The 14,907-nt window shown below is 54.0% G+C and carries 14 protein-coding genes and 2 pseudogenes; 15 read left to right on the top strand and 1 reads right to left on the bottom strand.

Annotated features, from left to right (window positions below):
* Nucleotides 1–2: 2 nt before the first annotated feature.
* From rfbA to GNZ12_RS13795, 14 genes and pseudogenes are all read left to right on the top strand, one after another.
* Complete coding sequence (rfbA, locus tag GNZ12_RS13730) at nucleotides 3–896, top strand: glucose-1-phosphate thymidylyltransferase RfbA (protein WP_172310877.1); 894 nt, start codon at nucleotides 3–5, stop codon at nucleotides 894–896.
* Nucleotides 881–1,432 (top strand): dTDP-4-dehydrorhamnose 3,5-epimerase, encoded by a 552-nt coding sequence (gene rfbC, locus GNZ12_RS13735; protein WP_172310838.1) that lies wholly within the window; start codon nucleotides 881–883, stop codon nucleotides 1,430–1,432. Before rfbA ends, rfbC begins: the two co-directional genes overlap by 16 nt.
* A gap of 9 nt (nucleotides 1,433–1,441) precedes the next feature.
* On the top strand, nucleotides 1,442–2,335 hold the full coding sequence (gene rfbD, locus GNZ12_RS13740) for a dTDP-4-dehydrorhamnose reductase (RefSeq protein ID WP_172310839.1): 894 nt from the start codon (nucleotides 1,442–1,444) through the stop codon (nucleotides 2,333–2,335).
* 59 nt (nucleotides 2,336–2,394) lie between these two features.
* Nucleotides 2,395–3,315, top strand: a complete 921-nt coding sequence (locus GNZ12_RS13745; RefSeq protein WP_172310840.1) for a glycosyltransferase family 2 protein — start codon at nucleotides 2,395–2,397, stop codon at nucleotides 3,313–3,315.
* A gap of 63 nt (nucleotides 3,316–3,378) precedes the next feature.
* The gene (locus GNZ12_RS13750) at nucleotides 3,379–4,161 is read left to right on the top strand and encodes an ABC transporter permease (RefSeq protein ID WP_172310841.1); all 783 of its coding nucleotides are present in this window, start codon (nucleotides 3,379–3,381) and stop codon (nucleotides 4,159–4,161) included.
* Nucleotides 4,162–4,172: 11 nt separating this feature from the next.
* Entirely contained in the window at nucleotides 4,173–4,919 is a 747-nt protein-coding gene (locus tag GNZ12_RS13755) for an ABC transporter ATP-binding protein (protein WP_172310842.1), read from the top strand.
* Nucleotides 4,920–5,045: 126 nt separating this feature from the next.
* Nucleotides 5,046–6,344 carry a rhamnosyltransferase WsaF family glycosyltransferase gene (locus tag GNZ12_RS13760; RefSeq protein WP_172310843.1) on the top strand — a complete coding sequence of 433 codons (1,299 nt, stop codon included), beginning with the start codon at nucleotides 5,046–5,048 and terminating at the stop codon, nucleotides 6,342–6,344.
* Entirely contained in the window at nucleotides 6,344–7,510 is a 1,167-nt protein-coding gene (locus GNZ12_RS13765; protein ID WP_172310844.1) for a glycosyltransferase, read from the top strand. Before GNZ12_RS13760 ends, GNZ12_RS13765 begins: the two co-directional genes overlap by 1 nt.
* A gap of 48 nt (nucleotides 7,511–7,558) precedes the next feature.
* The gene (locus GNZ12_RS13770; RefSeq protein WP_235993722.1) at nucleotides 7,559–8,563 is read left to right on the top strand and encodes a glycosyltransferase family 2 protein; all 1,005 of its coding nucleotides are present in this window, start codon (nucleotides 7,559–7,561) and stop codon (nucleotides 8,561–8,563) included.
* A gap of 391 nt (nucleotides 8,564–8,954) precedes the next feature.
* Nucleotides 8,955–10,637 carry a glycosyltransferase family protein gene (locus tag GNZ12_RS13775; protein WP_172310845.1) on the top strand — a complete coding sequence of 561 codons (1,683 nt, stop codon included), beginning with the start codon at nucleotides 8,955–8,957 and terminating at the stop codon, nucleotides 10,635–10,637.
* Nucleotides 10,634–11,884 (top strand): glycosyltransferase, encoded by a 1,251-nt coding sequence (locus tag GNZ12_RS13780; RefSeq protein ID WP_172310846.1) that lies wholly within the window; start codon nucleotides 10,634–10,636, stop codon nucleotides 11,882–11,884. Before GNZ12_RS13775 ends, GNZ12_RS13780 begins: the two co-directional genes overlap by 4 nt.
* Before the next feature lie 187 nt (nucleotides 11,885–12,071).
* Nucleotides 12,072–12,293: a hypothetical protein gene (locus GNZ12_RS13785; protein WP_172310847.1), complete on the top strand. Its 222-nt coding sequence runs from the start codon at nucleotides 12,072–12,074 to the stop codon at nucleotides 12,291–12,293.
* Nucleotides 12,259–12,501: pseudogene (locus tag GNZ12_RS13790) on the top strand (transposase); the annotation flags it as partial. The gene GNZ12_RS13785 and the pseudogene GNZ12_RS13790, both read left to right, overlap by 35 nt.
* Before the next feature lie 12 nt (nucleotides 12,502–12,513).
* Nucleotides 12,514–12,720, top strand: a pseudogene (locus tag GNZ12_RS13795) (IS3 family transposase); the annotation flags it as partial.
* On the opposite strand, the gene GNZ12_RS13800 reads toward GNZ12_RS13795, so the two are convergent.
* Complete coding sequence (locus GNZ12_RS13800; protein WP_172310848.1) at nucleotides 12,657–13,019, bottom strand: hypothetical protein; 363 nt, start codon at nucleotides 13,017–13,019, stop codon at nucleotides 12,657–12,659. The pseudogene GNZ12_RS13795 and the gene GNZ12_RS13800 overlap by 64 nt on opposite strands.
* Between GNZ12_RS13800 and GNZ12_RS13805 the strand changes: the two genes are divergently transcribed.
* Nucleotides 13,005–14,879, top strand: coding sequence for a glycosyltransferase family 4 protein (locus GNZ12_RS13805; protein ID WP_172310849.1), 1,875 nt, complete (start codon nucleotides 13,005–13,007; stop codon nucleotides 14,877–14,879). The two genes, GNZ12_RS13800 and GNZ12_RS13805, sit on opposite strands and share 15 nt — an antisense overlap.
* Nucleotides 14,880–14,907: the final 28 nt, after the last annotated feature.

Here is a 14,907-nt window from a genome sequence, read left to right on the forward strand (position 1 = left end):
CAATGGCGCGCAAAGGCATTATTCTCGCGGGTGGATCGGGCACGCGCCTGTATCCGATTACGCACGTCGTCTCCAAGCAGTTGCTGCCGGTCTACGACAAACCGATGATCTACTATCCGCTGTCCACGCTGATGGTGGCGGGTATTCGTGACGTCCTGATCATCTCCACGCCGCAGGACACGCCGCGTTTCGAGGCGATGCTCGGCGACGGCAGCCAGTGGGGCATGAACATTCAGTATGCGGTTCAGCCTTCGCCGGACGGTCTCGCGCAGGCGTTCATCATCGGCCGCGATTTTGTGGGCAACGATCCGTCGGCGCTGATTCTCGGCGACAACATCTTCTACGGCCACGATCTCGCCAAGCAGCTGGAGCGCGCAAATGAGAAAGACGAAGGCGCGACCGTCTTCGCTTATCACGTTCACGATCCTGAGCGTTACGGCGTCGTCGAATTCGACAAGCAGTTCCGCGCGCTGTCGATTGAAGAGAAGCCGGTCAAGCCGCGCTCGAACTACGCTGTTACCGGCTTGTACTTCTACGACAAGCAGGTCTGCGATATCGCGGCGGACATCAAGCCGTCGCCGCGTGGCGAGCTCGAAATCACCGACGTCAACTCGCGTTATCTGGCCAACGCCGCGCTCAATGTCGAGATCATGGGCCGTGGCTATGCATGGCTCGACACGGGCACGCACGATTCGCTGATCGAAGCGGCTACGTTCATAGCGACGCTGCAAAAGCGCCAGGGCCTGGTGGTCGCGTGTCCGGAAGAGATCGCGTACCGGCAGGAATGGATCGACGGCGAGCAACTGCTTGCGCTTGCCAAGCCGCTCGCGAAGAACGCCTACGGGCAGTATCTGCAACACATTCTTACGGACCAAGTTGCATGGCCATCCAAGTAACCGCTACGGCGCTGCCGGAAGTCAAAATCATCGAGCCGAAAGTGTTTGGCGACGCACGGGGATTTTTCTTCGAAAGCTTCAATGCGCTCGAGTTTGCCGAGCAGGTCGCGCCGGGCGTCGAGTTCGTGCAGGACAACCATTCGCGCTCCGCGAAAGGCGTGCTGCGCGGCTTGCATTACCAGATCCAGAACGCGCAGGGCAAGCTCGTGCGCGTGGTTGAAGGTGAAGTGTTCGACGTGGCTGTCGACATCCGCAAGAGTTCGCCGAATTTCGGCAAGTGGGTGGGCGTCACGCTGTCGGTCGAGAACCATCGGCAGTTGTGGGTGCCGCCTGGTTTCGCTCACGGCTTCGTCGTGTTGTCGGAGTCAGCGCAATTTCTGTACAAGACAACCGACTACTGGTATCCGGCGCACGAACGCAGTATCGTCTGGAACGATCCGGATATCGGTATCGAATGGCCGATTGACTTCGCGCCGGTGCTGGCGGCAAAGGATGCCGCGGGCAAGCGCCTGAGCGAATCCGAGCTGTTTGTCTGAGGCCTCCCGATGAGCAAGCAACCGATCATCCTCGTCACCGGAGTCAATGGGCAAGTTGGCTTCGAGTTGGCGCGTACTCTTCAAGGTCTCGGCCGGGTAGTGACACTTGATCGCGCGGCGCTCGATCTGGCCGACCTCTCGCAGATCCGCTCGACGGTGCGCGAGCTCAAACCTTCCGTCATCGTCAACCCGGCCGCGTACACGGCGGTGGACAGGGCGGAGACCGACGTAGATACCGCCATGCGTCTCAATGCGGAAGCGCCTCGCGTGCTCGCGGAGGAAGCGGAACGTAGCGGGGCAGTGCTGGTTCACTATTCGACGGACTATGTGTTCGACGGAACCAAAAGCGAAGCCTACGTTGAGGACGATGGGACAAATCCCCAAAACGTCTACGGCGCGAGCAAACTTGCGGGAGAGCAAGGTATCGCCGAATCCGGCTGCGCGCATCTGATCTTGCGCACTAGCTGGGTGTACGGAGCTCGAGGAAAGAACTTCCTGCTTACCATGCTGAAGCTCGGAGCCGAGCGACCCGAATTGCGCGTCGTTGCCGATCAGAATGGCGCACCGACCTGGTCGAACACCATCGCGACGTCGACATCTCACATCGTCGCTCAGGGCCTTGGCGCAAATGATATCGACTGGTGGCGCGAACGTTCAGGCGTCTATCATCTGACGGCCGCTGGCGCGACGTCGTGGCACGGATTTGCGCAAGCGATTTTCGATATCGCAATGGACGGAAAAGGACCCAAGGTCGTACCGATCGGCACGAGCGACTATCCCGTTCCGGCAAAGCGGCCGGCGAATTCGCAGATGTCTCATCGCAAGCTCACGGAGACATTTGGGCTCTACTTGCCGGATTGGCAAGACGCGTTGCGTCTATGCATGGCCAACCGATGTGCGTAGCCGGCGTCCGCGAATGGCGCGGTCATTGCCAATCGATTTCTGGAAAGTGATCCAACACCATGAGTATGGGTGATCTCGGCTCGTCGCCTGGCGACGCGGCGAATGGAATTGTCGTCGTGTTCTACCGGCCCGATGCTGCGTGCGTGCGTCGGGCCAATCGCTATGCCGACTTCGGGCGCTGCGTGGTGGTCGACAATACCGAGCGGGTGCAGAGTGCCGAGCAGCTCGGGCTCGACGACCGGATCGTCTATGTTGCCAACGGGGCCAACCGTGGGATCGCGACGGGCATCAATCAGGGCGTCGAGTTGCTACTGAAAGCAGGCTGTAGCAGTGCGCTTATTTTCGATCAGGATAGCGAGCCGTCGACCCAACTGTTAGAAGCGTTGCCGCAGTTGCTCAAAGAGGAACAGCGTCAGCGAGGACGCATTGCGCTGATTGGTCCTGCTTATGAGGACGCGCGCCTTGGGGGCGTGGCTCCGTTTGTTCGCTTTGGCTATCTGAAGCTGCAGCGGGTCGCGCCCGTCGGCACCCAGCTGCTTGAAATTGATTTTCTGATCAGTTCGGGTTCGTGCATCAATCTAGCTGTGTGGCGCGACATTGGCCCGATGGATGACGCGCTATTTATCGATTTCGTTGACCTCGAATGGTGTGTCAGGGCTCGTTCTAAAGGATATGCGGTGCTTGGCGCGCCTGGGTTGCGGCTTGCGCATGAACTAGGTGGCGAACCGGTGCGGGTGTTCGGTCGGCAATACCCGAGTCATAGCCCCCTGCGACATTATTATCTTTTTCGAAATGCAGTCGCCTTAATCAAACGGAGCTACATTCCGTGGACTTGGAAATCCACGGAGCTAGTGAAATTTCCGTTTCGACTGGCTATTTATGGATTGTTTCTGCAGCCGCGTCTAAGCCATTTGCGAATGGCCTCGGTGGGTATCTGGCACGGATTGACTAATCGCATGGGTCCGTTGGATCGAACGTGACTCAGTCTGCATTGATACGCGATGATGGTCTTTTTTTAAACGCACAAATTCTAAAAGTCTGTAATGTACAACCTGGCACTTTATGATTTAAAGCAAAGCATAGCCTCTTGGCGGCTTTGGACACTTCTCGGTTGGCTGGAGGTGAGGCAACGCTACGCGCGCTCGCGCGTTGGGCCGTTCTGGCTCACAATCAGCACGGGTGTGATGATCGGCTCGATTGGCGTGGTGTACGGCACGCTGTTCGGCATGAAGATGAGCGACTATCTTCCGTATCTGGCCGTCAGTCTCGTCATGTGGAGCGCGTTTTCGGCGACCATTCTTGAGGGAAGCATGGCCTACATTGGTAGCGGTCAATACATCCGGCAAGTGTCGACGCCGAAACTTATTTTCATGTTGCAGGTGGCATGGCGCAACCTCGTCATCCTCGCTCACAATTTTGTGATTGTCGTCGTGCTGCTAGCCGTTTTCGGTGTCAAGAGTTGGGCGACTCTGCCGCTCTTCATCCCTGCTTTGGTGCTCTATATGGCCAATGCGCTGTGGATGGCGATGGTCGCCGGCCTTTTGTCCGCACGCTTTCGAGATTTGCCGCAAATCATCGCGGCAATTATCCAGATTGCGTTTTACATTACTCCGATTATCTATCGTCCGAATTCATTGTCCCGGTATTCGTTCATCGTTGAGTTCAATCCTCTTGCGCATCTAATCGAACTCGTTCGTGCGCCGCTGATCGGTGAGATGCCAAGTGCAACTACTTGGGGCGTTGCTGTAGGGCTCGCGATAGTTGGCTGGCTCTTCGCGCTCGCCCTGACAGGGCGGTTCTTGAAACGCATTCCGTATTGGGTCTGACAAGGCAAATCATGGCGTACATTGAACTCAAGAGCGCGACGCTCGACTTGCCCATATACGACGTACAAGCGCGATCACTTAAGAAACAGGTCTTGCGCATGGGTCGGCGCAATGCCATCGCCGAAGGGAACGACGGTGTAGTCGTCGTCCGTGCGCTCGACAACGTGGATCTACGTTTCGAGACCGGCGACCGAATTGGCCTGATTGGCCACAATGGCGCAGGTAAGTCGACCCTGCTCAGGACAATGGCAGGTATCTACACTCCGACCTACGGGACAATCGAGAGCGAGGGGAAGATCGTGCCGCTGCTCGATATCAGTCTTGGGATGGACGAAAACTCGACCGGTCTGCAGAACATTCGCTTGCGGGGCCTGTTGCTGGGTATGTCAGATGCTGAGATCCGTGAAAAACAGCAATCGATCGCGGATTTCTGCGAACTGGGTGATTATCTCGACCTTCCACTTCGGACTTATTCTAGTGGAATGCGCGTGCGGTTAGGATTTGCTATTTCGACCGCAGTTGACGCGGAAATACTCTTACTCGACGAGGTGATGGGCGTGGGCGATGCGTCGTTCATGCACAAAGCCGAAGAGCGCCTGGCAGATCTTCATAGTCGCGCAGAAATCGTTGTATTGGCCATGCATTCGAACGCGGAGATTCGCAAAGTGTGCAACAAGGTTCTGTGGATGGAGCGCGGGCGAGTGCGTGCGTTCGGGCCGACCGAAGAAGTTGTTTCGGAATATGAAGCCTTGGTTTGAGCGCGGGTGAAAGACGCACATGGCCGCCATAAGTGCGGGGTTGTCGATTTTTTGACGTCGAGTTCGATTGAAGGTCGGGCAAATAATATGGTCAATGCTGTTTGAACAGCGCAACGAGGATTCCCAATGATTGATCGAGCATATCGGGTCTACTGCTACTGGAAAACCCATGGGACTTCTGCGCTGCAGCAGCTTGTCTATAGAAAGTTGGCCACTAGGCTTCGCGCGTCCTCCGACTCGATGGCCGACGCAAAGACATCCCAAAAGACCGCAACTCAGTTGTATCGCGCGCGATTCGAGTCTCTGGCGCCTTTGCAGACGTATACGATTCCTGCGTCGGATGTCCGGCGCGTCAGCATCGTGACAGATAGTGTTGGGAGCGGTAGCCTGTTTGGTGGCGTGGGAACGGCGCTGATCTTTTCGGCGCTCCTCGCGAACAAACTGGGCGCGCAACTTCGAATCATCACCCGAACACAACGCGCGCAACCCGAAAATATCGATCACATCCTTTCGCTTTATGGAATCAAGCTGCAACACGAGGTGCAATTCAAGTTTGCTGCTTTCTTCGATAAGAAATACGAACTCGACGTCAAAGAGGGCGATGTCTTCGTGACAACTTCCTGGTGGACGACTGCGGCCACGCTGCCTAGCGTGCCGCGAGAGTCGATCATCTATCTCTTGCAGGAAGACGAGCGTATGTTTTACCCGTTCGGAGACGACCGCGTCAAATGCGAAGAGGTATTGCGTAACGACGATATTCGTTTTTTGATCAATACGAAACTCTTGTTCGATCATTTGACTGGCGATGGGCTCAGTAATATTGCCGTTAAAGGCACATGGTTCGAGCCAGCTTTTCCTAAGGCCGTTTTTCACCCGCGGGAGAAGGCGTCGGCAGGAAAGAAGCGATTTTTCTTTTATGCGAGGCCGGGCAATGCGCGTAACCTTTTTTATCTTGGAATAAAGGTTATCGAACAAGCCATCGCTCAGGAAGTGCTGGATCTTGCGGAGTGGGAGATTTGTCTGGTTGGAAAAGACATACCAGCTGTGGTTTTCGATGGCGGATATGCTCCCGAAAAATTCGAGAATCTTACGTGGTCCGAGTACGCGGAGCTCGCGGGTACGATCGATGTGGGTCTTAGCCTGATGAGCACGCCGCATCCGAGTTATCCGCCTCTGGATTTGGCAGCGAGCGGGGCGGTCGTAGTGACCAACCGCTTCGGTAACAAGAAAGATTTGTCCGGATACTCGCCTAACCTGATTTGCGCGGATCTCGAGCGTGATGCATTGGTTGATGCGCTTCGATCGGCAGTAACTTTGGCGTCGGATCTTCGACAGCGAGAGCAAAACTATCGCGCCAATGGACTTGCCGTTGATTGGCAGCAGGCATTCGGTGGGATTATCCAGAATATATCCGAAGAAATATAATGTTCAAAGTTGATATTCCCCCCGTAACCTATTCGGATCCTTGGAATCTTTCGTTACACGAGCGGATGAAGCTGCTTGCCAGCGGCAGGCGGCGGGTCGCCTATTTCTACGAGGCACCGAATAACAGTACGTTTCGATACCGCGCATACAACATGGCGCAGGTGCTTAACGACGACAAAAGCGGGGATGTTTCGGCCAGTTTTTTCTTTCTTCAAGACTGGGCTCGGATCGATGAGGTTGTCGATCTTGCCGACGTGCTGGTGATTTGCAGATCGCGATATTGTCATCGTCTCAATCAGCTTATGATGAAATTCAGGCTGCGAGGAAAGCGCATACTGTTTGACATTGACGACTTTGTGTTCGATTCGAGCTATGCGCACCTGATTATGAACACGCTTGATGAAGATGTCGGTGATCCAGCACGCTGGGATTATTGGTTCTCGTATATTAGCCGCCTAGGCACCGCGTTGAAAATGTGCGATGGAGCTATTACAACAAACCACTACCTGGCTGAGAAGATTGCAACGTTTTCCGGCTTGCCAGTCGTTGTTATCCCGAACTTCATGAACAAGGAGCAATTGAACTATTCGGATGCCCTCTTTAAGCGCAAGCAGGCCTCGGGGTTCGCCCGCGACGACAAAATCCATCTTGGCTACTTCAGTGGTTCACCGTCGCATAAGTTGGACTATGCGATAATTATGCCGGCACTGGAGGCGTTATTAGCGAACAATCCTCGGATTGAGCTGATGGTCGTTGGTTATATCGAAGCCGGCGCGACGCTCAGCAAATTTGGCGACCGGGTCAAGCGCCAGCCTTTTCACGACTACGTGAATCTGCAGCGAGTTATTAGTAACGTTGAGTTCAATCTGATGCCGTTGCAGTCGAATGCATTTACGAACTGCAAGTCCGAGCTCAAGTATTTCGAAGCGGCGGTAGTAGGTGCGATAAGCGTGGCTTCTCCTTCTTATACTTATGCGGGCGCGATTCGGGACGGCGAAAATGGATATCTTGCGCAAGCACAGGAGTGGCTTTCGGTGATCGAAGAGGCAATTGAAAACAGTGCGAGGTGGCCAACCCTGATCGAAAACGCACGCGAAGATGCTCGTTCAAAGTACGGTTGGTTCAACCAAAGGGAAGTGATTCTCAAGGCGTTGGGGGTCGCATAACGCGGACTCTAGATACCTCAAGCGTGTACCTGATCTTTTCGAGCAGTTATGGCGACGTTCCGCACTTTTCATTTGCAGGCAAACAATGGCCTTACGCTCTCAAAGGTGACTGGCTTTAGTGAAAGTGACGATATGACCTTTGAATCCGTGAGACCCAACAATGCGGGCGTAGTGGCTATTGTCGTGAGTTATGAGCCGAATCTCGCACATCTGGCGGGGGTGCTTGCAGCGATCGCTTCGCAAACGGACAGTGTCGTGGTGGTGGACAACGGTTCGCGGCGCGACGTGCGTGGCTTACTCACTGCTTTGAACGACTCACGCCTACATTTTCTTCCATTACACCGGAACTTGGGTATCGCCGCGGCACACAATGCCGGCATTTGCTGGGCGCGAAATTACGGAGGCGAATTAGTATTGCTCATGGACCAGGACAGTGTGCCGGATCCTCAGATGGTGGTTAGCTTACGTTCGGCGCATGAATCGCTGGAACGAAGCGGAAACAAAGTAGCAGCCGTCGGTCCAAGATTTCGAGACAGTGATAGTGGACGACTGTCGGACCATGTCAAGTTTGGGAGGCTGCGCATAGAGAGAGTTACTTGTCCGCAAGGCCAGAAATACGTACAGGTGGATTTTCTGATTTCATCAGGGTCGCTGATTCGAATCGACACGTTGGACGCGATTGGCGGAATGGACGAGGCGCTATTTATTGACCAAGTGGATACGGAGTGGGTGCTGAGGGCGCGCGCCAAGGGTTATCTTACGTGGGGACATTGCGAAGCGATCATGACACATTCTTTGGGCGAAATTCGCCGGCGCGTATGGCTCGGGCGTTGGCGTGAGGTGCCCATTCACAAGCCGTTTCGGTACTACTATATATTCCGCAATAGCGTGCTGTTGCAACGTCGCGACTATCCGTGTTGGGCATGGAAAAGAGTAGACTTGATTCGTTTGCTGCAGCTTGCCGTATTCATAGTATTGTTTCATCCGCAACGCTTACAAGCACTACGAGGGATGTTGGGCGGGCTTTGGAGCGGATTGACAATGAAACGCTGATAGCGTTCAACAGCTTCTGGGGATTGAGGATTAGCTGCGTTCGGATAGGCGCTCTCACTTAGCCAGCTTCGTTCTCGGGACGACGCTCGTCAAGCAGCGCAAGCGGGCACGTCCCACCGTGTCTCTATCCAAGCTGACGTCGCGATGCGTGTGCTTACACCTAGCTCATGTCTCGTTCACGCAGCCATTCGACGATTCAATTTTTACTTCAGTGAGCACGTGAGTAGTCGTAACAACCTTACCAAGTGTTACTTTGATGTAGAATGCGCCCTGAGCTTAGATCGCGAACGAGCGCGGCCACCGCACTCTTTTTATTACGAAAATCAGATGCGCCGGCAGCCGCTAGTCGAATCTACTTGCGCAACTTTTCGAGACAACCCCCGAGTCGTCCATGAACGCAGCCGATGGTCACGCCCTATTTAACCGCGGAAGCGAACTCACATCCGAGACAGATAAAGCTGAGTATTGCGATCTTTTGATTATTGATGAGATGTTACCGTGCGATTTTTCACCATTTCGCAGTCTCGAATATTCGCATTATCTTGAACATTTTGAGTCATCGCTGTTGCTATCTACCGAGGGTTGGCACGGCGCATACTCCAATCTCGGTTTTGCAGAACAACTCGCTAATAGCGGCCTTCCCGAAGCGGTAAAGCGTAAGATCCGGCCCTTCTCGGCATTCCCTTCGATTGTCCCGAAACTGGCGTACATAACATTTCTTGCCAATGCGTGGCAAATCTACCCTTACCTGGTCGATCGGAAGATACCCTTCATCCTTCAGTTATATCCCGGAGGGCAATTCGAGATTGATAGCAAGGAAAGCGATTCGCGCCTGCGGACCCTTCTTCGGTCAGAACTGTGCAGGAAGGTGATCGTTACCCAGAACCTTTCTCGTGACTATCTTCTTAATCGCATCGGATGCGATCCGCGAAAGATTGAGTTTATATACGGCGGCGTCTATGACACGGACACCGGCTTCGATTTTTCCCGCGACAAGAAGCTTTACGGACGAGACAAGCGAACCCTTGATATCTGCTTCGTGGCTCACCGCTATGGCGACGACGTAAAAAAGAAGGGGTATGACCAGTTTGTCGCGATTGCAAAAGCGCTGGCAAATGAATTCGCCGACGTCCGTTTTCATGTCGTAGGCGACTACACGCCCGACCAGATCCCATTGGGAGATGTTGCCGAAAGAATCAAATTCCATGGCAAAAAGCCGAGCAGTTTCTTTCGGGACTTCTATCCGCAGATGGACATCATCGTTTCGGTCAACCGGCCTTCGGCAGAAGGTGCCGGTGCGTTCGACGGATTCCCCACTGGAGCCTGCATGGAGGCAGGGTTCAGGGGAGTGGTCAATTGCATTAGTGATCCGCTGAACATGAACGTCGCATTCAAAGACAATGTTGACGTAATGCTCGTTGATTTGGATACGCGGAAAACCATCGAAAGGTTGACGACCGTCCTTCGAGATACCGACAGGCTCTATAGTATTGCACGAGCGAACTGGTTGAAATTCATCGAGGTCTTCGATACAAATCAACAGTTATGGGACCGAACTCGGGTCGCGACACGCGAACTCCTGAAGTATCACGCTTTGATTGTTCGTCCATCGGCGCGAATGAGTTCGATGGATCTTTCCCTGCATGCCGAATATAGGGAAAATGCGCGACAATACGACAGCCTCCACAAAGAATACATCAACCTACAGAAGGAATATCTCAAGCTGCAAAAAGGGTATCAGCATCTGGAGGGAGAGTATCGCGGACTGGAGGCTGATTACCTGAATCTGGAGAGTGGGTACCGGAATCTAGAGGACGGATATCGAAACATCGAGCATGGATACCGAACTCTGGAAAATGAATACTTAAATCTTGCTGCGGGAGCCGGAGAGATCGAGACCGCGAGAGCGGTCATTGCGTCTCAATCTATCGAGTTGGCTTCGCATGGACCGGTTGAGCAGGTGACGTTCGGTCGTGCCGAACGGTTGCTGCTTCGGTTGCTACGTTCGCGTTACTTGATGCGAATGCGTACCATGGTTGCGCGCATGCGCCATCGCACTAGAGATTCGCAATGAAGAATATCGAGCCATCGCTCCGCGATAGATCTGACACGGACGGCCACGAACGCGGCTACGTGGTGATATTGACTCGCCTTGATACCGATCGCCATAGGCATAATTCGACGTTCGCTGACGAGCTAGCCCCAGGGTTGATATCTCACGGCGTCGAAGTGCGTTGCCTTGACTATGTTCGCGATGTGCGACAGGTTGGTGAAGCATTAAGAGACCCAGCTTGCCTATTTTTTATTTGCTTCAACGGCTTTGGCTCGGAGCTAATGGTTTTCTTGTCTCCGGGCGACTTGAAGTCAACCTTCGCATGCCATGACAAGCCGCTTTTTGACCTGATGCACGATTGCCCTGTGCATGAAACCATGGCACATCAGGTGAGCTCAAAAGGAAGCTTCCGACACCTTCTCATCACAGATTACGCGTATGGGCACTTAGCGCGTATGCTTGGCGTGGAAAATGTCCATTTTGTGCCAAGTATTACGTTTCCCACTACTCTTAGTGGCATGAACGTGCCATTTGATGACCGCCCGATCGATGTTTTGTTGCCTGTTGGCCTGTCAAGTGCATCATGGACCAAAGACCGTTACGCGAAACCATCCGGATATAAAGGCCGCATTTTCAAAGAGATCTTTGAAGCGGTGACTGAACGGGCGTCGGACGATCTCAATGTCGATCCCTTGGTCCATACCTTGAAGGCTTTTCAAGAGCTACAAATGCCGGTGAATTGGCATGATCCCGATGTTCGCTTCCTGGTTACGTCAATTGTCGATTACGTCAAGTTCGAACGCCGTGATAGATTGGTACGCTGTATTCAACATTTACCGGTCACTGTAATTGCGGATCGTGATGTGAGAGAGGTGTACACAGACACAAACTTGAAGTTTGTCAGAGATCAGTCATTTCCAGATCTGATTAAAATGATGGCGTCGGCCAAATCTGTAATTTGCCCTCTACCACATCATAGCGGCTTTCACGAGCGCGCGCTTTCAGCACTAAGTGCGGGGGCTGTAGTCATCGCTGCGCCGAATGAAATCCTCGAGACCAACTTTCTTGATGGTTACGAGATGCTTAGCTACGGAAGTCACGAGGCTCTCGCGGCGCTTCTCGAAGACTGTATCCACGGTGAGATAGACCTCCGAAGCATCGCATCGCGTGGGCGCGAGAAGGCGATGGCAACCTTCCCTCCGGGAAAGATTGCTGACATTATGGTTTCTCGTTATCGGACGATGCGAAGAAGGACGCATCAAGCCTAAGAGAGGACATCGCGGTCCAGATTCTCGAAAAAAACCGTAAGCCGTCGACCGGCTCTCGCGCTCGATCGGACGGGCCTACACGTCAGCGCGCGTCGCTGCCGCGCACGATACCGAACTGGGCGTCGACGCATTCCCGGTGACTGCCATGGGGCGCGTCCGACGTCATCACGCAAAACTGGATACCGGAATGACCATGGACTTCAACCACGCAATGCTCGCGCTCGAAGAAGCGGACCAGCAATGTCTGTACACCGATCAGCGGGATATCGGTGTGTGGACGGCAGCGATGAGTCGGGCGCGTAGCGTGCTTGCGCAACTCCAGGCTGCCGAGAGCGATGCAAAGCTGCACCGCGACGACAACGGTGCGTTTGACATCGTCCGGCAAGACGGTCTGGCATCGTTTGAATAGGGGCGGTGATCGGTCTGCAAACAACGCCTTATGGACCATTGCCGTGGTTCGGATGCGCAGCGATCCGCGTGCCCGTGCATATGTGGATCGTCGGACAAAGGAAGGCATGTCGAACAAGGAAATCCATCGCTACCTGAAGCGCTATATCGTCCGGGAACTGTACCCGCTCATCTTGGCCGATCTGGCCGATTCGACGCCTGTCCTTTGACATAGGAGCGTCAACGCGCCGACGGACAGTTTGTGGGGTTCGCTGAAGGTAGCGCGCGTGCATGGACGACACTTCGCCGCGCGGCGTGCCGCAATGGATAGAGGTGATTAACTGGCTGGGCTTTTACAATGCGCGCGGTTACGCTCGATACTCGACTACACCAGCCCCATGACGTTCGAGAAGAACTGGCTGACAGCCCAACAAGGCGAGACCGCATAACTCCGTCGGTTATGGGATTCGTCGGACAGGGGCAAGGTCACCAAATTCGACGGCAGTCCGCGAAACGGTGTATTTTGCCGCACCCGGTTCGACAAATTTTTACAAAGCTTGATAACATGCCAACTGTGCTGTGGAACGGCGGCAAAAAACCTGTGGATCTTGCCGGAAATAGTCACTCGGTCATTGGTGCGCGGGCCGTACGCGCCGATGCGCAGGTTTGCCCGTGAGATGAAAACCAAACCGCCGAGCATACTGATCGACTTCCCGCAGATCGCGACTTTGGTATGCAAAATCACCAATCAAAATTTCCCCCTTCTGAATCGGGTCGCTCGACCATCGGTAGTGAACTCGGCGTTACGAATGACGCCGGCACTGCCTCGTTGACCAATTCCCATGTGCTATCTTGCCGTGCGCTGCTTGACGCGGATTTCTACCTTTCCCGCTATCCCGATGTCGGCGATGTCGGAGCCGACCCGTTGACGCATTACACGGAGTGGGGCTGGAAGGAAGGGCGCTATCCGATGTCGCCGCAGTCTATAGATTTCGATCGCGTTAGCGAAGCATTGAGAGTCTGTCCAACGAACCGCATGGCTCGACAACTCGAGATCATGCATTTGCTAAGATCGACCGATTTTTCGAACGTCGAGAGCGCAACCGATTCATTTTTCTCGATCTTTGGTGCGCCGCCGGTCGATGACGAACTTAGGGTTACTTTCGAAGTCGCGGCCTTCAACATGTTCGAGCGATGGCTTCGCGGCGAACTGCTTGCAGGCATTCGGGATGTCCTGCGATTGATAGAGCGCATTCGTGTGCTTTACCCGTCGTCGAAACTGCTTCATGCCTTGAACGGTCTCGCGTTTTATCAAAGCGGCGAATTGCTAGAGGCTGAAAAAACTCTGCGTTCGCTTCCGTCTGATGGGGTTTTGGAAGCGAATGTGCAGGAGTGGTGTTCTTTGGCGCTTCGTAGAATCGACGAAGCACAACGCGCAAATGCGAAGCCCAATTTAGACGCTAATCTGTTGCTGCTCGACAATTCGTACCCGTCGCAGTTCTCATCTTTCCGATATGGCGAACTGACGACTTACCTTGAAAGCTTCGATTCCAGCAGCGCGTGCGTACGGCCCGATGAAGGCATCTCCCGCCTTGGCGAATCGAAGGAATTTATCGAACTTCGCCGCGCGCTATTCGATGAAAAAGGAATCGTGCCTGAACGCGTGCGTCGGTTCGACTCTCAAGCGCTCGCAACTGCCAAAGTGGGTTATACGGTCTTCCTCAACCAGGCAGACTTCTTTTTCACACAGATAGGATTGCCTTCCGCCGAGCATCTGGCTTTTACACTATATCCGGGTGGCGGTTTTGCTCCAGACAACCCCAAGTCGGATTTGTCTCTAAGGAGGCTGTGCGAGAACGACCGCGTAAAGAAAATCATCACCACGCAAATCGTTTCTTATCGCTATCTTCTCGATGGCGGATTTTGTGATTCTGAAAGAATTTTGCATCTCTTCGGTGGAATTGTTCCTGCCATCTTCGCCGAGAAACGCCCCAAAGATGTTAAGCCCGTCAACGAGGGAGCGCTGAATATCTGCTTCGTTGCCCAGCGTTATTCCCCAATTGGCGCGGAGAAGGGCTACGACGTGTTCGCACATGTCGTGAAGATCTTTGCCAATTCGCCGGATATCAACTTTCATGTCGTCGGTGGTTTCGATGAGACCATCATCGATATCGGACCTGCACGCAATATCACTTTCTACGGCACGCGCCCAGCCAGTTTTTTTGAGGGCTTTTATCAAAAGATGGACGCGATTCTTTCGCCAAACATCGAACTGTCGGCCCTTGATCCCTCAGTGCCGAAAGTTTTCGACGGCTTTCCGACAACGTGTGTGATGGAGGCAGGCCTGCAAGCCGCAGCGATGTTCGTCACCGATTTCCAGCGCATGAATCGTCATCTGGACGGCACGCCGATATTTTCGGCTGGCGAGATGACGCTTATCGATAGAGATGCCGAGGCAATTGCGGCGACGCTTCGCCGGTACCTCGGTGATCGGCAGGCGCTTCGCGATCTTGGTGAAGCGGGCAGGCAGGCTGTCCTGAGGGAATATTCTTTCGAACGCCAGATGAAGCCACGCCTTGATCTACTCGGAAAATACCTTGCGGCATGAACGGCCGTTCAGGTCGCTCATGCACACA

The organism is Paraburkholderia solitsugae, from assembly GCF_013177695.1.
Taxonomy (GTDB): Bacteria; Pseudomonadota; Gammaproteobacteria; order Burkholderiales; family Burkholderiaceae; genus Paraburkholderia; species Paraburkholderia solitsugae.